This is a genomic window from Curvibacter delicatus NBRC 14919, assembly GCF_001592265.1.
Classification (GTDB): Bacteria; Pseudomonadota; Gammaproteobacteria; order Burkholderiales; family Burkholderiaceae_C; genus Hylemonella; species Hylemonella delicata.
The window spans coordinates 1-18,257 of record NZ_BCWP01000012.1 but is presented as its reverse complement, the minus strand read 5'-3'; the positions used below and the strand labels follow the sequence as shown (position 1 = coordinate 18,257).

Here is an 18,257-nt window from a genome sequence, read left to right as displayed (position 1 = left end):
GCACCCGAACGTACATAAGGTTCTATTTCTTTCGCTCAAGGCCCTGGGCAAACGCTTGCAGCGTCGGCCCCGGCACCTCACCCACCACCGTGAGCCACCAGCCCCCGTCCTGCGCCGCATTCCTGGCTGCGACGCGGCGCACCAGGGTATGCGTTGCCCCCATGGCCATCAACCCTTCGGCGCCATGGCGTCGGCGGTCAAACGGCTCGATGAACAAGGACACCGAAGCCATCCCGTCAGAAAACACCCACTGCACCAGGTTGTCGGATGCGTCGGGCCGGCTGCCCGCAGGGCGTCGGTAGCAACTCATGGGCTTGAAGCCGGGCACCGGGCTCTTGAGCTGCCAGCCTTCGGCGGCCGCGGTGGTCTTGACCAGCTCCGGCTTTTCCAGTTTGTAGCCTTCGGTGTTGCGCATCATCTGCGTCAGCTTGTCCATGCTGACCGGCGCATCCAGCTGCAGCTCCGAAAAGGCGACCTGCTCGAGCACCTGGCCATCCAGGTCGAGGGTCTGCAGCTTGACGACCAGGCCGCTTTTCTTCTCGCTCCAGATGCGGTAGCCGAAACGCAACTTGTCCTTGGGCGCCAACTGCACCACGTCGGCCTCGAAACCGGCCACCCGCTCACTGCCCTGCGCGCGTGCGCTGTAGAACTGGTCGATGGCACTGTCGGGCGACTGGAGCAGGTGCGGAAACAGGCCCAGCGACTCGCGCTTTTCCGTCACCGCCACCTTGCTCTGCGGCGAGAAGGTGATGACCTCGTCGTTGCGGCGGAAGGTGGAGCGCGGCGTGCCCGAGAGCGCCTCCACGCGTTCGATCTGTTTTTCGCCATCGCACACATGCCAGATGCGCGAACTCGCCATGGTGCCGCCGGACGACACGACCAGCGTGCCGATGTAGGCACGGCGGCGCGAGGCCTCGTGCAGGCGCATCAGCCAGTCGGTGATGCTGCGCTCAGGCGCAACGCCGGTGGCTGCGGCCTCGGCCGAAGCGCCGCTGGTCTGCGCCTGGCCATTCAATGCCATCAACAGCAGGGCCGTGGCCAGCAACAGGCGGCTCAGGGAAACGGTCTTCATACGGGGTTGCTCATGCCATGCATGTTTTCATTCAGCGCGCCGGCCGTTCGAACGTCGCGTTGCGCACGAAACCGGCCGGCATCTGCAGCGCCGAGGTGCCGCCGAACTGCTGGTGCGCCGCCAGCAACTGGTCCAGGCGCGGATCGCGGATCATGGCCGGGGTGGCCTCGCCCGCGACGGGCTGCACCGGCACGCTCACCTGCGCCAGCTGCGGCGCTTCACCGACCTTGCCGTCGTCGGACGTCAGATGCCAGCCGACCACCATCACGGTCGCCAGCGAGGCCAATCCCGCCACCAGCTTCCAGCGCATGCTGGCGTCATTGGCACTCGGATGTGCGGCACGATTTTGGCCTTCCGAGCTTGATGAATATGCGCTGGCAGCTATGAAATTCATAGCGACCGCAGGGCGCTCCAGCGCCACCTCCTGCTGCAGGCGCTGACGCAGGCGCTCGGTGAAGGCGGCATCACGGGCACTGGTGGCGCCCAGCTCTTGCGCACGCAGCACATCGCCCACTAGGTGATAGGCATGCCACTGGGCACGGGCATCCGCGCTGTGCTCGATCAATGCCAGCGCACGTGCGCATTCCTCACCGCGCAGCTGCCCATCCGCCAGGGCGGACACCAGTTCTCGCGTCGTCGACATGTCTTGCGTCATCTTGGCACTACCTCTGTTTCGTCTTACCAGCGCTTGCCGGACTGGTGTTCCAGCAGCGGCCGCACCCGCGCCGAAATGGCCTCGCGCGCCCGGAAGATCCGGGACCGCACGGTACCGATCGGACAGTCCATCGCGGCGGCAATATCCTCGTAGCTCAGGCCTTCGATCTCGCGCAGCGTCACCGCCTGGCGCAAATCCTCCGGCAGGGCCTCCATGGCCGCATTGACGGCCTGTGCGATCTCGCTGGCCGCCAGCACCGATTCCGGCGTCTCATCGCTGGTTGGTTCATTTCCGGGGCGAGAAGTTTCATCTTCCTCGCCATCGGGTTGCAGGGTCGTCAGCGTCACCAGGGGATCACGCTTGAGGTCCAGCAGGAATTTCTTGGCGGTATTTACCGCAATGCGGTACAGCCAGGTGTAGAACTGGGCGTCGCCGCGGAACTGGTGCAGCGCCCGGTAGGCACGGATGAAGGTTTCCTGCGCAATGTCCTCCACCAAGTCGCCATCGCGCACCATGCGGCTGATCAGGCGCTGGATGCGACGCTGGTATTTGACGACCAGCAATTCGAAAGCGTGCTGGTCACCCGCCAGCGTGCGCTCGACCAGCAGCAGATCGCTGTGATCCGCAGAAGGTTGCGCAGACGGCACCGGCTCTTTCATGCGCGCCCTTGCCCGGCATCCGGCCAACCGTCGGCATGGCCCACCGCCGCCGTGCGTGGAACACGCGACCACAAGGCCCGGCGCAAGGCATCCCAGCGCGTTGGCTCGTTCGTCCGTGTCACCCAGAGCCAGATCGGGCGGCCCGCCTGCGGCCGGAATTCCAGCAGCATCCAGCGCTGGAGATCCAGCGTCGGCCGCACCGTACCGCCCAGGCTGTCGCGGCCGGTCTGCCAGCCCCACTGCTGGCCATCCCAGCGCAAGGTGCCCTCTGCTGCCTTCAGCAGGCTGCGCAGCGCCAGCGCACCGCTCAGCAGCCCAAACAACACGGCCAGTCCTTGCGGCCAGCCGATGCGGCCGGCATCGCGGATCCAGAGCACACTGACCACTGCGCCCAGCCCCCACAGTGCCAGTGTCAGGCCGGTCTGAATGTGGCAACGCCCCACCGGATATGTAACCGCTGGGGCGCTGTGCATGCTGAAAGCTCGACGGTGCGCGTCAGATGCGCTTGAAGACCAGGGTGCCGTTGGTTCCGCCGAAGCCGAAGTTGTTCTTCACGGCCACATCGATCTTCATGTCCCGCGCGGTGTTGGCGCAGTAGTCCAGATCGCACTCGGGGTCCTGGTTGAAGAGGTTGATGGTCGGCGGGCTCTTCTGATGATGAATGGCCAGCACCGTGAACACGGATTCAATGCCACCGGCGCCGCCCAACAAGTGGCCGGTCATGGACTTGGTGGAGTTGACCACGGTCTTCTTGGCATGGTCGCCCAAAGCAGCCTTGATCGCGTTGGTCTCGTTGATGTCGCCCAACGGCGTGGAGGTGCCGTGCGCGTTGAGGTAGTCCACCTGATCGGCATTGACGCCGGCGTTGCGCAAGGCGGCCACCATGGCGCGGCGCGGGCCGTCCATGTTGGGTGCCGTCATGTGGCCGGCATCGGCGCTCATGCCGAAGCCGCTCAGTTCAGCGTAGATCTTGGCGCCGCGCGCCTTGGCGTGCTCGTACTCTTCCAGCACCATGACGCCGGCGCCTTCGCCCAGCACGAAACCATCGCGGTCCTTGTCCCAGGGGCGGGAGGCCGTCTTGGGATCGTCATTGCGGGTGGAGAGCGCACGCATGGCAGCAAAACCGCCCACGCCCAGCGGCGAAACGGTGGCCTCGGAACCACCGGCGATCATGACGTCGGCATCGCCGTACTCGATCATGCGCCCGGCATCACCGATGTTGTGCAGGCCGGTGGTGCAGGCGGTGACGATGGCGAGGTTGGGGCCCTTGAAACCGAAACGCATCGACACATGACCCGAGATCATGTTGATGATGGATGCCGGCACGAAAAAAGGCGAGATGCGGCGCGGACCACGGTTGGTCAGCTCGGCATGGGTGTCCTCGATCAGCGGCAGGCCGCCAATACCGGAACCGATCATGCAGCCGATGCGGCAGGCCTGCTCTTCGCCCAGGGCCTCGCCCGTGGGCAGGCCGGCGTCGGCCACGGCCTGAACCGCGGCGGCAATGCCGTAATGGATGAAGGTGTCCATCGTGCGCGCCTCTTTGGAGCCGATGTACGAATCAAGGTCGAAACCCTTCACCTCGCCGGCAATCTTGCAGGCGAAATTGGTGGCATCGAACTTGGTGATCAGGTCAATGCCGGACTGACCGGCCAGCAGAGTGGACCAGGCATCAGCCACGGTATTACCCACGGGGCTGATACAGCCCAGACCTGTTACGACGACGCGACGACGGGACATAGATTTCTGTGTGTGCTACAAAAACGGGAGCCACCGTGAGCGGTACGCCCATTGGGCGTTATGCCGCTCACAGGGCTGTGCAGTACAGCAAACGCCGTACCGCAGGGAATGCCATCAGGCCTTCTTGTGGGTGTTGGCGTAGTCGATGGCGTTTTGCACCGTGGTGATCTTCTCGGCGTCTTCGTCCGGAATCTCGATGCCGAACTCGTCTTCCAGGGCCATCACCAGCTCGACGGTGTCGAGGGAGTCGGCACCCAGATCAGCCACGAAGGCTTTCTCGTTGGTGACTTGAGACTCTTCCACACCGAGTTGTTCGGCAATGATTTTTTTGACGCGTGCTTCGATATCGCTCATATTTCCCTCAGAGGGTTGTAAATGAATCCGTGATTTTAGCCGGCCCGGGAAGTTGTCTGCCCAGGCCGGATGGCCGTACGGATAAATCGGCTTGAACCTTACATCAACATGCCGCCGTTGACGTGCAACTCCTGCCCCGTCACATAACCCGCCTGCGGCGACGCCAGATAAGCCACCGCGTGCGCAATGTCGGCCGGTTTGCCCAGATGCCCCAGCGGAATCTGGCTCAACAAGGCCTTTTGCTGTTCGTCCGGCAGATGCGACGTCATGTCGGTTTCGATGAAGCCGGGCGCCACGCAGTTGACCGTGATGGTACGCGAACCCAGTTCACGCGCCAGCGCGCGCGTCATGCCGGCCACGCCGGCCTTGGCGGCGGCGTAGTTGGCCTGGCCCGGGTTGCCCGAGGCGCCCACCACCGAGGTGATGCTGATGATGCGGCCATAACGCTGCTTCATCATGGGGCGGATGACGGCACGGCTCAGGCGGAACACCGCCTTGAGGTTGGTGTCGAGCACCTCGTCCCATTCGCCATCCTTCATGCGCATGGCCAGGTTGTCGCGCGTGATGCCGGCATTGTTGACCAGCACGTGCAACGCGCCCTGCTCCTTGATGATGGTTTCGATCAGGGCGTCGCAGCCGGCGGCATCGTTCACATTGAGCTTGACGCCCTTGCAGCCGTTGAATTCGGCCAGCGCCGCGCTGATCTTCTCGGCGCCGTCGTCACTGGTGGCGGTACCGATGACCTTGAGGCCGCGGTGGGCCAACTCATGGGCAATCGCGGCGCCAATGCCGCGCGAAGCGCCGGTGACCAGGGCCACTTGGCCTTCGAATTTCATCTCGCTCATTCCAATGCTCCTTTCACTTCCGCCAGCGTGGCCGGGTCATACAAGGCCATGCCAGTGAGTTCTGCATCAATGCGCTTGACCATGCCGGCCAGCACCTTGCCCGGGCCGCATTCCACCAGGGTCGTGATGCCGTGCGCCTTGATGGCCTGCACGCATTCGACCCAGCGCACCGGGCCGAAGGCCTGGCGGTACAGCGCATCGCGGATGCGGTCGGCATCGGTTTCCACCGCCACGTCGATGTTGTTGATCAGTGGCATCTGCGGCGCACCGAAAGTCACCGTCTCCAGCCGCTCGCACAGCTTCTCGGCCGCCGGTTTCATCAGGCTGGAGTGGAAGGGGGCCGACACCGGCAGCGGCAGGGCACGCTTGGCGCCGTTGGCCTTGAGCACTTCACACGCCTTCTCGACCGCCGCCTTGGAGCCGGCAATCACCGTTTGCGCCGGATCGTTGAAATTGACCGCTTCCACCACTTCGGCAGAGCCGGCACCAAAGGACTGCGTCACCTCGGCACAGCCGGCAATCACCTTGGCCGCTTCCATGCCGAGGATGGCCGCCATAGCACCGGTGCCCACCGGCACGGCTTCCTGCATGGCTTGGGCGCGCAGGCGCACCAACGGCGTGGCCTGGGCCAGCGTCAGCACGCCGGCGGCCACCATGGCCGAGTATTCGCCCAGCGAATGGCCGGCCACCGCGGCCGGCGCCACGCCGGTCTCGCCCATCCAGATGCGGTAGGCCGCCACTGCCGCCACCAGCATCACCGGCTGGGTGTTGGTGGTCAGGGCCAGCGCCTCCTTGGGGCCTTCCTTGATCAGCTTGGCCACGTCCTCACCAAGGGCGTCGGACGCCTCCTTCAGGGTTTCGAGCACCACCGGATGGTCGCCCCAGCCGTCGAGCATGCCGACCGACTGCGAGCCCTGACCGGGAAAGACAAAGGCAAACGGTTTCATCGTGATTCGTCAGAAATAATGGATTGATTCAGGGTTCAGACCTTGCCGTATGTGCACCAGGCGCTACATATTCAATAGCACCGAACCCCAGGTGAAGCCGCCGCCCACCCCTTCGAGCATGATCAGCTGGCCCGGCTTGACCTGGCCGCCGCGAACCGCCGCGTCCAGCGCCAGCGGAATCGAGGCCGCCGAGGTGTTGCCGTGCTGGTCCACGGTCACGATGACCTTGTCCATCGGCAACTTCAGCTTCCGGGCTGTGCTCTGCATGATGCGGATGTTGGCTTGGTGCGGAATCAGCCAGTCGATGTCGGTGTCCTGCTTGCCGGCCTTGGCCAGCGTGGCCCGGGCCGTTTCTTCCAGCACGCCAACCGCCAGCTTGAAGACGGCCTGACCGTCCATCTTGAGCACCGGGTCGCCCAGCACATTACCGCCCGAGACATGGCCCGGCACGCACAAGATGCCAACGTGCTTGCCATCGGCATGCAGGTCGCTGGCCAGGATGCCCGGCTTGTCGGAGGCTTCCAGCACCACGGCACCAGCGCCGTCGCCAAACAGCACACAGGTAGTACGGTCCTTGAAATCAAGAATGCGGGAGAAGACCTCGGCCCCGATCACCAGCGCCTTGCTGGCCGCACCGGTCTGGATCATGGCATCGGCCACGGTCAGCGCGTAGATAAAGCCGCTGCAGACCGCCTGCACATCAAACGCCGGGCAGCCATGGGCGCCCAGCTTGTTCTGCAAAATACAAGCGGTGGAGGGAAACACCATGTCCGGCGTGGACGTAGCGACAATGATCAGATCGATGTCCTGCGCCTGCAGGCCGGCAGCCTGCAGTGCGTTGCGTGCGGCGGCCACACCCAGGTCGCTGCTGCACTCATCCGGGGCGGCGAAATGCCGGGCCCGGATGCCGGTGCGCTCGACAATCCAGTCGTCGGAAGTTTCCACCCCTTGGGTGGCCAGTTCAGACACCAGTTGGGCATTGCTCAAACGGCGCGACGGCAGATAGCTGCCAGTACCAGTGATGCGGGAATAACGTCTCATGGGCTGTTCTATGGGTTGACCCGGCGCCGGCCAGACCCTGGCCGAGATAACCGGTTACTCCGCGCCGGCCACACCAGCCAGCAACGGAGCGGCATGCGCGATCCGGGCCTGGACCCGGTCGAGCAGCTTGTTACGGGCTGCATCATACGCGCGGTTCAACGCCTGCTCAAAAGCGAAGGCGTCAGCCGAGCCATGGCTCTTGAATACCAGACCACGCAGGCCCAGCAGTGCCGCGCCATTGTAACGCCGGTGATCCATTCGCTTCTTGAATACAGAAAGCACCGGATAAGCACAGATGGCAGCAAATTTCGTGAAGATATTGCGGGAAAACTCTTGCTTCAGGAAACTGCCGATCATCGAGGCCAGGCCTTCGCTGGTCTTGAGGGCCACATTGCCGACAAAACCGTCACAGACCACGATATCGGTCGTTCCCTTGAAAATATCGTTGCCTTCAACATTGCCAAAGAAATTCAAATCACCGGAATTAGCCGCCAATCGAAGCAGTTCACCCGATTTTTTGATGATTTCATTGCCTTTGATGACTTCTTCACCAATGTTGAGCAGACCCACCGAGGGATTCGGGTCGTCGCGCAGCACCGAAACCAGGGCCGAGCCCATGACCGCGAACTGGAGCAGGTGCTCAGCCGTGCAGTCCACATTGGCCCCCAGATCGAGCACCGTGGTACCGCCCCCCTTGGCATTGGGAATTTGCGCCGCAATGGCCGGGCGATCAATCCCGTCCACGGTTTTGAGCAGATAGCGAGCAATCGCCATCAGCGCGCCGGTGTTGCCGGCCGACACCGCAGCCTGCGCCGCGCCGTCCTTGACCTGCTGGATCGCCACACGCATGGACGAATCCTTCTTGCGGCGCAGCGCCACCTCGATCGGGTCATCCATCCCCACCACTTCGGTGGCCGCCACCACGCGGGCGCGCGGATGCTTCAAAGCGCTCAGGCTGTCGGGCAGGCCGACCAGCAGCAACTCGGCGTCGGGGTGGTGTTCAAGAAAATTACGGCACGCAGCCAGCGTGACGCGGGGGCCGTGATCGCCCCCCATGCAGTCAACAGCGATCGTGATCATGGGCAAGTAGCGCGATCAGGCGCCTGGGAACCGGTAACGGTCGTCATCAAAACAAAGGCCCGAGGCTACTGTTTTGTAGCATCGGGCCTTGGGCAGTCAGGCTTGATCAGGCTTCAGACTTGTTCTTCAGCACCTGACGGCCGCGGTAGAAACCGTTCGGGCTGATGTGGTGGCGCAGGTGGGTTTCGCCGGTGGTGGGTTCCACAGCGATGCCGGGCACGTTCAGTGCGTTGTGCGAACGGTGCATGCCGCGCTTGGAAGGAGACTTTTTGTTTTGCTGGACGGCCATGATCGGCTCCTGGTCTTATGCCATGCGGACACCGCACAGCAGGGGTTGTTCAATAAGGTTGGTGGGTCTGCGCAGGTTGGGTCTGCGCGAAGCCTTGAATTATAGCCTAACTGATTGATTTTGCGCTAGTTTCCCTTACCGCCTCAATTGGACTTGCCGCCTTTGAGTCCGGCCAGGGCGGCAAAGGGATTGGGCTTGCTGGCTTGCGCGGCGTCAAAATCGGCATCTTGCGCCGCCAGTTTGACCGCGGTCGGGCAGACGTCGTGGCGCGGCACCACCGACAGGTCCATCAGCAATTCATCCTCAATCAGCTCGTGCAGGTTGAAATCCCGGCTCAGGGCCAGGACGTCTTCTTCCGCCTCCTCGTCTTCGGCCTCGGCCTGCGCCTCGCTTGCCACAAAGCGGAACGAACGGTTAACCGACACCGCCACATCCACCGGCCCGAGACAACGCTGACAGGTCTGCGGCAGGCTGAGCTGCGCACTCAGGTGCAGCCAGACCTGGGCCGAACCACTGGCATCGGTCCGCGTCTCGCCGCGGGCTTCCCACTGCACCGGGCGCTCGCCCCCCTGGCCGCCGGCTTCCTCCAGCAAACGTGCGAACCGGGACAAGGGCTCCTGACCGGCCAGGACGGCACCCGCCTTGGCAAAGGCCTTGACGTCAAGCCGGGTAACAACAAACTCATGTGACATGGCTGCAGTGTAAGAGAATCGAACCATGACTGACATTGCCTCCCGACAACTGGTGCTGGGCTCGACCTCACCGTACCGGCGCGAACTGCTGGCACGCCTGCGCCTGCCCTTCGACGTCGCCTCGCCCGAGGTCGACGAAACCCCGCACCCCAACGAAACCCCGCGCGATCTGGCCTGCCGCCTGGCGCTGGCCAAGGCCCGCGCCGTGGCGACCCGCTTCCCGGCCGCAGTGGTGATCGGCTCCGACCAGGTGGCCGACCTCGACGGCCAGCCGCTGGGCAAACCCGGCACGCACGAGCGCGCGGTGGCACAGTTGCGCCAGATGCGCGGCCGCGTCGTGGTATTCCAGACGGCTGTGGCCGTGGTCTGCATGGAGACCGGCTTTGCGCAGACCGACCTGGCAGCGGTGCGCGTGCACTTTCGCGACCTGGGCGATGCCGAGATCGAGGCCTACCTGCGCGCCGAAACGCCCTACGACTGCGCCGGCAGCGCCAAGAGCGAAGGGCTGGGCATCACGCTGCTGGAGTCGATCGAGAACGACGACCCTACGGCCCTGGTCGGCCTGCCACTGATCCGCACCAGCCGCCTGCTGCGCGCCGCCGGTGTTCCCTTGCTGTCATCCCAGAAAGCCAGCGCATGAGCACCCCCATGGGCAAGCTCTACCTGGTGCCGGCACCGCTGGACTTCGGCTGCGCCACACAAACACCGCTGACCGACGTGCTGCCGCAAGGCACGCTGGCCGTGGCCGCCCGCTTGCAGCACTGGGTGTGCGAAAACGCCAAGAGCGCACGTGCCTACCTCAAGCGTGTCAATGAGTTTCATCCCCTGCCCTGCCCCATTCAGGCGCTGCAGATCCAGGAGCTGCCGCGCGAAGTGCACAAGAAAGGCGACCATGGCGGCACCTTCGACGCCCGCCCGCTGCTGGGCGCGGCCCTGGCCGGTCACGATGTCGGCCTGCTGAGCGAAGCCGGCATGCCGGCAGTGGCCGACCCGGGCTCCTCGGTGGTACGTTCCGCGCACGAGCTGGGCATCGAGGTCGTGCCGCTGGTCGGCCCGGTGTCCCTGCTGCTGGCCCTGGCGGCCAGCGGCCTGTCGGGCCAGAATTTTGCCTTTGTGGGTTACCTGCCGCAGGATGCTGCCGCCCGCACGCAGCGCATCAAGGAGCTTGAAGCACTGGCCCTGAAGACCGGGCAAACCCAGCTTTTCATCGAAACGCCTTATCGCAATACGGCCCTGCTGGATGCGCTGCTCAGGACCCTGCAACCCACCACCCGGCTGGCCGTGAGCAGCGGCCTCACGCTGGCGAGCGCACACAACCGGAGTGACAGCGCCAGACAATGGAAACAGCAAACGACTGCACTCGACAACAACACGCCGGCGGTGTTCTCCATCGGGCGCTGACCAGCGGCCTGGCCGCCTTGATTCTGGCAAGAACCCTGGGGGCTTTGCACCCCTGATGGTGCCGACATGAAGGTGCCACCTATACTTTTCCCGATGCGTTGCGCCACACCGTCTTCGACCGAACACCACATGGGTACGCCGGCCCCTGTGCGGCAGGGCTGCGCGCGCGTGCAGGGGTTGATGCCGACGGACACCAAACTGTGTCCGCCCACCCTCGCACATTCCTGAGCCCGGCGATTTCCCCTTCGAACTTTTTGCGCAACTCTTCAATCGCCGGGCACAGCCTCAGCGCGATGACGCCCGCCGCACGGATCCGTGCGACGGCGTCTTGTCCCGACAGGAGTTTTCAATGAACACGTTCTCCCCGGTCGAGCGCACGCTCACCCAGCTTGACCACGTACGCCTCCACAAGCTGACCACACGCTCGCAGGCCACCCACTTTTCGCCAACACCCACGCTCGAAACCATGCAAACGCTGCTTGACACCAGCGACCTGGTGGCATCGCACGATGTGGCCCCGGATATCGTCACCATGAATTCCCGGGTACTGCTGGTGGATCCAAACACCCAAACGCGTCAGACCCTGACCCTGTGCTACCCGGAGGATTCCGATCCTGGCGCAGGTTTCATCTCCGTGCTCTCCCCGATGGGCGCGAGCCTGCTCGGCTTGCGCGTGGGCGCCCTGGCGCGCTGGCGAACACCGCATGGCACGGAGGGCATGGCCGAGATAACGGCCATTCTTTTCCAGCCGGAGGCCAGCGGCGATTACACGACCTGAGGCCCGGGGGCGCCCAGGCCGATAGCCGCGCCGCTCAGCGGAACGAGGGCAGCGTGCGCAAGGCCTTGACCGCGCCCTCGCCAATGGCGGCGCCGAAACGCTTGACCAGGCGCTCGGCCACGTTGTCACGCCGGGTGTAGTCAACGACTTCCTCAGCCTTCACCACCTCGCGTGCCACGTAGTCGAGGTTGCCGAACTGGTCAGCCAGGCCGAGTTCCACGGCCTGCTGGCCACTCCAGAACAGGCCGCTGAACATCTCCGGCGTCTCCTTCAGGCGCTTGCCGCGACCGGCCTTGACCACGCTGATGAACTGCTGGTGAATCTGGTCCAGCATGGCCTGGGCAAACACGCGTTGTTTCTCGGTCTGCGGGCTGAAGGGGTCGAGAAAACCCTTGTTCTCGCCGGCGGTCATGAGACGGCGCTCGATGCCGAGCTTGTCCATCAGGCCGGTAAAACCGAAACCGTCCATCAGCACGCCGATGCTGCCCACGATGCTGGCCTTGTCAACATAGATCTTGTCGGCCGAGACAGCGATGTAATAGGCGGCCGACGCGGCGGCTTCCTCCACCACGGCGTAGACCGGCTTGTTGTGCTTGGCCTTCAGGCGGCGGATCTCGTCGTTGATGATGCCGGCCTGCACCGGGCTGCCGCCGGGCGAGTTGATCAACAGCACAATCGCCTGGGAACCATGGTCCTCGAAGGCGCTGCGGACGGACGACACCACCAGCTCGGCGCTGGCCTCGGTGCCCGAGGCGATCTCGCCCTTGATCTCCACCAGCGCCGTGTGCGGGGTGATGGTGCTTTTGGACGAGTTCCCCAGGCCGAAGCCAATGCCGACCAGCAGCACAATGAGCACCAGCCAGCTGATGCGCGTGATCAGGCGGAAACGGCGCGCCGCGCGCTGTTCCTCCAGCGCAGCAAACGCCAGCTTTTCAAGCACGCTGCGCTCCCAGCCCGGCACATCGGTTGCGGCATCTTTTGCTCCGTTTTTGATAGCGACTTGCGCATGATCGATCGGGTCTTGAGGGCTGTTTGGCATGTTGTCTTGCGTGTCAGGGCGGCTGGAATCGTTCATATCAGAACTCGACAGGTTGCAGGTTGTAGGCAGTATGCCAGTGCACCACACCGTCATGTTCGGTGAGGGGAATCTTGGCCAGGCCGCCGCGGCAAGGGCCACCACGGCAGGCGCCGGTATCGGGCGCATAAACCGCACCGTGCGTGGCGCACATCAGCCAGCGGCCGGTCGGGTCGAAAAAGTGGTTGGGCTGGTAGTCCATCTCCATCGCCACATGGGTGCAGCGGTTGACATAAGCATGCACCTGCCCCTCGAAGCGGATGGCAAAGGCGCGGCAGGTCTGCCCGTGGTAAACCAAGTCGAAGGGCACCGCCAGGCCGCCCTCGGCCAGGTCCGCCGAATTGCATAAGGGGATCAGGACTTCGTCGCTCATGGTCTCGTGAAGGTTCTCAGCCGTTCTGCAGCAGCCAGTCGTGCAAGTCGCGCACCGAATGCGCCACATAACGCGGCTGCAGCGCCTGAAAGGCGTCCGGCTCATGCGCACCGTAGCTCACACCCACGCTGGCACAGCCGGCATTGAGCGCCATCTGCAGGTCGTGTGTGGTGTCGCCGATCATCAGCGTGCGCTCCGGCTCGACGCCGAACTCGCGCATCAGTTCCTGCAGCATGCGCGGATGCGGCTTGCCGGCGGTCTCGTCCGCGGTGCGTGAACCGTTGAACATGCCCTTGAGCTCCACCGTCTGCAGCACCTCGTCCAGGCCGCGTCGGCTTTTGCCCGTGGCCACCGTCAGCCAGTGGTGCCGCGCCTTGAGGTCCTCCAGCATGGCCAGCACGCCGCCGAACAGGCTGATGTCGTTCTGGTGCGCCATGTAGTGGTACCGGTAACGCGCGCCCAGTTCCGGGTATTTCTCTTCCGGCACGTCGGGCGCGGCATGCGCCAAGGCCTGCATCAAGGCCATGCCGATCACATAGGAGGCCTGCTCATCGCTGGGCACGGTGCCACCGACATCGCGCACCGCCAGCTGGATACAGCGCGTGATGATGGCGGTGGAATCGAACAGCGTGCCATCCCAGTCGAAGGCAATCAGATCAAACTGGCGGGGACGGAAAGCCATAGGTTCAAGGGCAGAGTCAGGCATGGGAAGACATGGCATGCACCACAAATTGGTCCAGTTCGCTCGGCAAGGGTGCCAGCAGTTCGATGCGCTCGCCGCTGACCGGATGGCTGAACTGTAACCGCCACGCATGCAGAAACATCCGTTTGAGCGCCGGGCCGTCCGCTGGTTTTTGCAACGCTTTGTTCAGCTCGAAGTCGCCGTACTTGTCGTCGCCGGCGATCGGCAGCCCCTCGGAAGCCAGGTGCACGCGGATCTGGTGCGTGCGCCCCGTCTTGATGGTGACCTCCAGCAGCGAGTAGCCCTGGGCCGCCGGCCCCACCGGGAGCGGCGAGCGCTCCCGCACCTTGACCAAGGTGACTGACTTCATGCCGTCCGGGTCGTCCTTGGCCACCACCCGGACACGGCGCTCGCCGTCGTCAAGCAGGTACTTGTGCAGCGGTTTGTCCAGCACCTTCTTGTTGGCCGGCCACTGCCCGGCCACCAGCGCCAGATAGGTCTTGCCGGTCTCGCGCTCGCGGAACTGGTCCTGCAGGCTTTTGAGGGCGCTGCGCTTCTTGGCCACCAGCAGGATGCCGCTGGTCTCGCGGTCCAGCCGGTGCACCAGTTCCAGAAATTTCGCCTGGGGTCGTGCCATGCGCAACTGCTCGATGACGCCGAAGCTCACGCCCGAGCCGCCATGCACCGCCACACCGGCCGGCTTGTTGATGGCCAGCACGGCCTCGTCCTCGAACAGCACAGGAAACTCGCGTGCCGGCGCACCACGTGCCACCAGCCCGGCCATGGCCTCGGCTTTTTCCGCCACCCGCTCCGACAGGCGCACCGGCGGCACCCGCACCACATCACCGGCTTCGACCCGTGTGTCGGCTGAAGCCCGCCCTTTGTTAACCCTCACTTCGCCGCTGCGGATGATGCGGTAGACATGGGTTTTCGGCACGCCCTTGAGCTGGCGCAGCAGGAAATTGTCCAGGCGCTGGCCAGCCGCTTCCTCGTCGACTTCCACTGATTTGACCTGGGGAGCGCTGGCGGGCAATTTGCCCCCTATAATGTGTTTCACTAGCGACGCGCTGTAAGTGGTTGATTTGTCTGGAGTTTAGTCCACATGACGCCACCAGCCGCGCTGGAAGGTTGATGTCACCGCCCGTTTTGTATGCAGACCGCAAGCCAGTTGCTTGCCGTGGCCGGTAAAACAGGCGGCGTAACCGACGCACTGAAACACTGATACGGAATACCCAAGTCTGTCAGCGAGAAGCTGGCAGGCGGATCAAAGCGAAATGTTTGTGTTGATGAGTCTGATCCTCACCTGCCTGCAGCGCTGCTACGCGCTGTTTGATGGCATGGATCGGCCGTCAGTGCCCGCCACGCGGGCACAAAGAGTTGCCAAACCGGTAACCACTCCACAATCGCTCCCCCTCGCCCCCATCCACGCGCCTACACTGCGGCTCACCATCTGAGCCTGCGGTTCTCCGGCAATTCCCTTCGTTTCAAGGCGTCAGTTCAGGCATCGTTGGCCCGCTATGGGCATGTGAACTGACAAGAAGGAAAGCAAGCCATGAAACGCATGCTGATCAACGCCACGCAGGCAGAAGAACGCCGTCTGGCGATTGTGGACGGGCAGAAACTGCTCGACTACGAAATCGAAATCGAAGGGCGCGAACAGCGCAAGGGCAACATCTACAAGGCCGTCGTCACACGCGTCGAGCCTTCGCTCGAAGCCTGTTTCGTCGACTACGGCGAAGACCGCCACGGCTTCCTGCCGTTCAAGGAAATCTCCAAGCAATACTTCCAGCAAGGCGTCTCGGTCAGCCAGGCCCGCATCCAGGACGCGATCAAGGAAGGCCAGGAGCTGCTGGTACAGGTCGAAAAGGAAGAGCGCGGCAACAAGGGCGCGGCCCTGACCACCTTCATCTCGCTGGCCGGCCGCTACGTGGTGCTGATGCCCAACAACCCGCGCGGCGGTGGCGTCTCGCGCCGCATCGAGGGTGACGACCGCGCCGAACTGAAGGAAGCACTCGACCAGCTCGAGTACCCCAACGGCATGTCCATCATCGCGCGCACCGCCGGCATCGGCCGCAGCGCGCCCGAGCTGCAGTGGGACCTGAACTACCTGCTCAAGCTGTGGAACGCCATCGACGGCGCCACCAAGGGCGCCAAGGGCGCCTTCCTGATCTACCAGGAATCGAGCCTGGTGATCCGCGCCATCCGCGACTACTTCAATGCCGACATCGGCGACATCCTGATCGACACCGACGACGTGTACGACCAGGCGCAGCAGTTCATGGCGCACGTCATGCCCGAGCATGCCGCCCGCGTGAAACGCTACCGCGACGACGCACCGCTGTTCTCGCGCTTCCAGATCGAGCACCAGATTGAGTCGGCCTACGCCCGCACCGTGACGCTGCCGTCCGGCGGCGCCATCGTGATCGACCACACCGAAGCCCTGGTGTCGGTGGACGTGAACTCGGCGCGTGCCATCAAGGGCGGCGACATCGAGGAAACCGCCACCCGCACCAACCTGGAAGCCGCGGACGAAGTGGCCCGCCAGATGCGCCTGCGCGACCTCGGCGGCCTGATCGTGATCGACTTCATCGACATGGAAGAAAGCCGCAACCGCCGCGAAGTGGAAAACCGCCTGCGCGATGCGCTGCGCCAGGACCGCGCCCGCGTGCAGTTCGGCACCATCAGCAAATTCGGTCTGATGGAGATGAGCCGCCAGCGCCTGCGCCCGGCCCTCTCGGAAGGTGCTTCCATCCCCTGCCCGCGCTGCGGTGGCTCCGGCCACATCCGCGACACCGAAAGCTCGGCGCTGCAGATCCTGCGCATCATCCAGGAAGAAGCCCAGAAGGACAACACCGCTTCGGTGCTATGCCAAGTGCCGGTGGACGTCGCCTCCTTCCTGCTCAACGAGAAGCGCACCGAAATCGCCAAGATCGAGCTCAAGCAGCGCATCAACGTGCTGATGGTGCCCAACAAGTCGCTGGAAACGCCGAACTACAAGCTCGAGCGCCTCAAGCACGACGACCCGCGCCTGGACAACATCGAAGCCAGCTACAAGATGGCCGAAGAGGTGGAAGACCCGACCGCGGTGACGCGTCGCTCGCAGGAGCCGACCAACAAGCAGACTCCGGTCATCAAGGGTGTGCTGCCCGATGCACCGGCACCGATCGTGGCACCGAAACCCGTCGCGCAGCCCCAGGCGGCCAAACCGGTAAAAGCAGCCAAGCCGGCAGCCCCGGCCAGCACCGGCTTCTTCGGCTGGCTCAAGAGCCTGTTCGGCGCTGCGCCGGCAGCCGAGCCCGTCAAGACGGGTGACAAGAAAGACGAGCGCCGCGAGGGTCGCGGTGGCCGTGGCGGTGAAGGCCGTGGTCGTGGCGAAGGCCGCGGCGGCGAAGGTCGCGCTGAGGGTCGTCCGGAAGGACGCGGCGAAGGCCGTGGACGCGGCGGTCGTGGTGGACGCGGTGGCCGTGATGGCGAAGGCCGCGGTCGCGGTGAGCGCCAGGGCCAGCGCGGTGAGACCGACAACAAGGCCATGACGGCCGAGTCGGCAGCCCAGGGCAACGAAGCCGCCAAGACCGAACAGCGTCAGGAACGCGCGCCGCGCAACGGCGAGCAGCGTGGTCGCGGTGACCGTGCTGAACGTGGCGAACGCACCGAGCAGGGTGAACGCGGTGAGCGCACAGAACAGCGCGCCCCCCGGGGTGAACGCGCCGAACGCGGTGAAAACCGTGGTGAAGGCCGCGGCGAGCGGGGCGAGGGTCGCGGCGGACGCCGCGGTGAACGCCCGCCGCGTCAGGACGACACCCGTCAACAACCGGCTGAAGAAGTCCGCCTGAACGGCGAAGGCATGGTTGGCGCGCCAGCAGTCGCCCCTGCGGTTGCCACGGCGGAAAATCAGGTCGTGCTCGACATGGCACAACAAGCCGCCACCGAGACTGCAGCACCGGCTGAAGGCGAAGGCGGCAACGGCCAACGCGAGCGCCGCTCGCGCGACCGTTATGGCCGCGACCGCCAGCGTGGCGAGCGCGGGGAACGCGGCGAGCGTCAGGAACGTGCCCCGCAGGAAACTGCCCCGCAGGAAACTGCCCCGGTGGAAACGCCGCCAGCAGCATTCAACAGCGCACCGGTTGCCGCACCCGTGGCTGAAACCCGCGCCCCAGCACCGGCTGCAGCACCCGCCGCCCGTGGCCTGCCGCGTGTCCAGAGCTATGCCCTGCCGCTGGCCGAGCTGAACCAGATCGCCGATACCGCCGGCCTGCAGTGGGTCAACTCCGATGCGGACAAGGTGGCAGCCGTGCAGGCCGCCATCGCCGCAGAACCGAAGCCGGTGCATGTGCCGCGCGAGCGTCCGGCGCCGGTGGTGATCGACGAGGGTCCGCTGATCCTGGTTGAGACCCGCAAGGATCTGCGTGACCTGAACCTGCCGTTCGAGCAGCAGTCGGTGCAGAGCTGACGCCCTGCCCCGCCAACAAAAAGCCCGCATCATGCGGGCTTTTTTGTGGCTTTTGCCTTGTGGTTATTGCGCCAAATGCTATTGAATTTGCAGCGTTTGGCTGAGTGCCTGGCAGAGCTGGCAA

At 64.4% G+C, this 18,257-nt stretch carries 20 protein-coding genes; 4 read left to right on the top strand and 16 right to left on the bottom strand.

Annotated elements, in window-relative coordinates; translation table 11 throughout:
- Positions 1-22 precede the first annotated feature (22 nt).
- The 12 genes from CDE01S_RS07515 to CDE01S_RS07460 form a co-directional block, all read right to left on the bottom strand.
- Positions 23-1,072, bottom strand: coding sequence for a MucB/RseB C-terminal domain-containing protein (locus tag CDE01S_RS07515; protein ID WP_066705520.1), 1,050 nt, complete (start codon positions 1,070-1,072; stop codon positions 23-25).
- 31 nt (positions 1,073-1,103) lie between these two features.
- Complete coding sequence (locus CDE01S_RS07510; protein ID WP_066705518.1) at positions 1,104-1,715, bottom strand: sigma-E factor negative regulatory protein; 612 nt, start codon at positions 1,713-1,715, stop codon at positions 1,104-1,106.
- Positions 1,716-1,750: 35 nt separating this feature from the next.
- A complete protein-coding gene (gene rpoE / locus CDE01S_RS07505; RefSeq protein WP_066705516.1) occupies positions 1,751-2,386 on the bottom strand; it encodes an RNA polymerase sigma factor RpoE in 636 nt (211 codons plus the stop codon).
- The gene (locus CDE01S_RS07500; protein ID WP_157077069.1) at positions 2,383-2,859 is read right to left on the bottom strand and encodes a hypothetical protein; all 477 of its coding nucleotides are present in this window, start codon (positions 2,857-2,859) and stop codon (positions 2,383-2,385) included. The genes rpoE and CDE01S_RS07500 overlap by 4 nt, the downstream gene beginning before the upstream one ends.
- 22 nt (positions 2,860-2,881) lie before the next feature.
- A complete protein-coding gene (gene fabF, locus CDE01S_RS07495; RefSeq protein WP_066705512.1) occupies positions 2,882-4,126 on the bottom strand; it encodes a beta-ketoacyl-ACP synthase II in 1,245 nt (414 codons plus the stop codon).
- A gap of 114 nt (positions 4,127-4,240) precedes the next feature.
- Positions 4,241-4,480: an acyl carrier protein gene (gene acpP / locus CDE01S_RS07490; RefSeq protein WP_066705508.1), complete on the bottom strand. Its 240-nt coding sequence runs from the start codon at positions 4,478-4,480 to the stop codon at positions 4,241-4,243.
- Between the two features lie 98 nt (positions 4,481-4,578).
- Positions 4,579-5,325 carry a 3-oxoacyl-ACP reductase FabG gene (fabG, locus tag CDE01S_RS07485; protein ID WP_066705507.1) on the bottom strand — a complete coding sequence of 249 codons (747 nt, stop codon included), beginning with the start codon at positions 5,323-5,325 and terminating at the stop codon, positions 4,579-4,581.
- A complete protein-coding gene (gene fabD, locus CDE01S_RS07480; protein WP_066705505.1) occupies positions 5,322-6,272 on the bottom strand; it encodes an ACP S-malonyltransferase in 951 nt (316 codons plus the stop codon). The genes fabG and fabD overlap by 4 nt, the downstream gene beginning before the upstream one ends.
- A gap of 63 nt (positions 6,273-6,335) precedes the next feature.
- Positions 6,336-7,313 carry a beta-ketoacyl-ACP synthase III gene (locus tag CDE01S_RS07475; RefSeq protein ID WP_066705503.1) on the bottom strand — a complete coding sequence of 326 codons (978 nt, stop codon included), beginning with the start codon at positions 7,311-7,313 and terminating at the stop codon, positions 6,336-6,338.
- A 54-nt stretch (positions 7,314-7,367) separates the two neighbouring features.
- Positions 7,368-8,393, bottom strand: coding sequence for a phosphate acyltransferase PlsX (gene plsX, locus CDE01S_RS07470; RefSeq protein ID WP_066705501.1), 1,026 nt, complete (start codon positions 8,391-8,393; stop codon positions 7,368-7,370).
- Between the two features lie 106 nt (positions 8,394-8,499).
- Entirely contained in the window at positions 8,500-8,682 is a 183-nt protein-coding gene (rpmF, locus tag CDE01S_RS07465) for a 50S ribosomal protein L32 (protein WP_005794249.1), read from the bottom strand.
- Between the two features lie 143 nt (positions 8,683-8,825).
- Complete coding sequence (locus CDE01S_RS07460) at positions 8,826-9,374, bottom strand: YceD family protein (RefSeq protein WP_066705651.1); 549 nt, start codon at positions 9,372-9,374, stop codon at positions 8,826-8,828.
- A gap of 25 nt (positions 9,375-9,399) precedes the next feature.
- Here CDE01S_RS07460 and CDE01S_RS07455 point away from each other — a divergent pair, with 25 nt between their 5' ends.
- The 3 genes from CDE01S_RS07455 to CDE01S_RS07445 all read left to right on the top strand — a co-directional run bounded on the left by CDE01S_RS07455 (position 9,400) and on the right by CDE01S_RS07445 (position 11,553).
- Complete coding sequence (locus tag CDE01S_RS07455; RefSeq protein ID WP_066705499.1) at positions 9,400-10,014, top strand: Maf family nucleotide pyrophosphatase; 615 nt, start codon at positions 9,400-9,402, stop codon at positions 10,012-10,014.
- On the top strand, positions 10,011-10,775 hold the full coding sequence (locus tag CDE01S_RS07450; protein ID WP_066705497.1) for an SAM-dependent methyltransferase: 765 nt from the start codon (positions 10,011-10,013) through the stop codon (positions 10,773-10,775). The genes CDE01S_RS07455 and CDE01S_RS07450 overlap by 4 nt, the downstream gene beginning before the upstream one ends.
- Positions 10,776-11,124: 349 nt before the next feature.
- Positions 11,125-11,553 (top strand): GreA/GreB family elongation factor, encoded by a 429-nt coding sequence (locus CDE01S_RS07445; protein ID WP_066705495.1) that lies wholly within the window; start codon positions 11,125-11,127, stop codon positions 11,551-11,553.
- A 34-nt stretch (positions 11,554-11,587) separates the two neighbouring features.
- Here CDE01S_RS07445 and CDE01S_RS07440 read toward each other — a convergent pair whose 3' ends face one another.
- The 4 genes from CDE01S_RS07440 to CDE01S_RS07425 are packed head-to-tail and all read right to left on the bottom strand — an operon-like array spanning position 11,588 to position 14,740.
- Positions 11,588-12,628 (bottom strand): S49 family peptidase, encoded by a 1,041-nt coding sequence (locus CDE01S_RS07440; RefSeq protein WP_066705494.1) that lies wholly within the window; start codon positions 12,626-12,628, stop codon positions 11,588-11,590.
- 1 nt (position 12,629) lies between these two features.
- A complete protein-coding gene (locus tag CDE01S_RS07435) occupies positions 12,630-13,001 on the bottom strand; it encodes a Rieske (2Fe-2S) protein (protein ID WP_066705493.1) in 372 nt (123 codons plus the stop codon).
- 16 nt (positions 13,002-13,017) lie between these two features.
- On the bottom strand, positions 13,018-13,683 hold the full coding sequence (locus CDE01S_RS07430; protein WP_157077068.1) for an HAD family hydrolase: 666 nt from the start codon (positions 13,681-13,683) through the stop codon (positions 13,018-13,020).
- A 16-nt stretch (positions 13,684-13,699) separates the two neighbouring features.
- On the bottom strand, positions 13,700-14,740 hold the full coding sequence (locus CDE01S_RS07425) for an RluA family pseudouridine synthase (protein ID WP_066705487.1): 1,041 nt from the start codon (positions 14,738-14,740) through the stop codon (positions 13,700-13,702).
- A 495-nt stretch (positions 14,741-15,235) separates the two neighbouring features.
- On the opposite strand from CDE01S_RS07425, the gene CDE01S_RS07415 reads away from it, so the two are divergent.
- Positions 15,236-18,133 (top strand): Rne/Rng family ribonuclease, encoded by a 2,898-nt coding sequence (locus CDE01S_RS07415; RefSeq protein WP_066705484.1) that lies wholly within the window; start codon positions 15,236-15,238, stop codon positions 18,131-18,133.
- The last annotated feature ends 124 nt before the right edge of the window (positions 18,134-18,257 follow it).

Coding starts and splice junctions, on each gene's coding strand:
- fabG (WP_066705507.1), bottom strand. CDS start 5,325: ATGAGCGAGATGAAATTCGAAGGCCAAGTGGCCCTGGTCACCGGCGCT.
- CDE01S_RS07460 (WP_066705651.1), bottom strand. CDS start 9,374: ATGTCACATGAGTTTGTTGTTACCCGGCTTGACGTCAAGGCCTTTGCC.
- CDE01S_RS07455 (WP_066705499.1), top strand. CDS start 9,400: ATGACTGACATTGCCTCCCGACAACTGGTGCTGGGCTCGACCTCACCG.
- fabF (WP_066705512.1), bottom strand. CDS start 4,126: ATGTCCCGTCGTCGCGTCGTCGTAACAGGTCTGGGCTGTATCAGCCCC.
- CDE01S_RS07430 (WP_157077068.1), bottom strand. CDS start 13,683: ATGGCTTTCCGTCCCCGCCAGTTTGATCTGATTGCCTTCGACTGGGAT.
- CDE01S_RS07510 (WP_066705518.1), bottom strand. CDS start 1,715: ATGTCGACGACGCGAGAACTGGTGTCCGCCCTGGCGGATGGGCAGCTG.
- CDE01S_RS07440 (WP_066705494.1), bottom strand. CDS start 12,628: ATGAACGATTCCAGCCGCCCTGACACGCAAGACAACATGCCAAACAGC.
- plsX (WP_066705501.1), bottom strand. CDS start 8,393: ATGATCACGATCGCTGTTGACTGCATGGGGGGCGATCACGGCCCCCGC.
- acpP (WP_066705508.1), bottom strand. CDS start 4,480: ATGAGCGATATCGAAGCACGCGTCAAAAAAATCATTGCCGAACAACTC.
- CDE01S_RS07515 (WP_066705520.1), bottom strand. CDS start 1,072: ATGAAGACCGTTTCCCTGAGCCGCCTGTTGCTGGCCACGGCCCTGCTG.
- fabD (WP_066705505.1), bottom strand. CDS start 6,272: ATGAAACCGTTTGCCTTTGTCTTTCCCGGTCAGGGCTCGCAGTCGGTC.
- CDE01S_RS07415 (WP_066705484.1), top strand. CDS start 15,236: ATGAAACGCATGCTGATCAACGCCACGCAGGCAGAAGAACGCCGTCTG.
- rpoE (WP_066705516.1), bottom strand. CDS start 2,386: ATGAAAGAGCCGGTGCCGTCTGCGCAACCTTCTGCGGATCACAGCGAT.
- CDE01S_RS07445 (WP_066705495.1), top strand. CDS start 11,125: ATGAACACGTTCTCCCCGGTCGAGCGCACGCTCACCCAGCTTGACCAC.
- CDE01S_RS07435 (WP_066705493.1), bottom strand. CDS start 13,001: ATGAGCGACGAAGTCCTGATCCCCTTATGCAATTCGGCGGACCTGGCC.
- CDE01S_RS07475 (WP_066705503.1), bottom strand. CDS start 7,313: ATGAGACGTTATTCCCGCATCACTGGTACTGGCAGCTATCTGCCGTCG.
- CDE01S_RS07450 (WP_066705497.1), top strand. CDS start 10,011: ATGAGCACCCCCATGGGCAAGCTCTACCTGGTGCCGGCACCGCTGGAC.
- CDE01S_RS07500 (WP_157077069.1), bottom strand. CDS start 2,859: ATGCACAGCGCCCCAGCGGTTACATATCCGGTGGGGCGTTGCCACATT.
- rpmF (WP_005794249.1), bottom strand. CDS start 8,682: ATGGCCGTCCAGCAAAACAAAAAGTCTCCTTCCAAGCGCGGCATGCAC.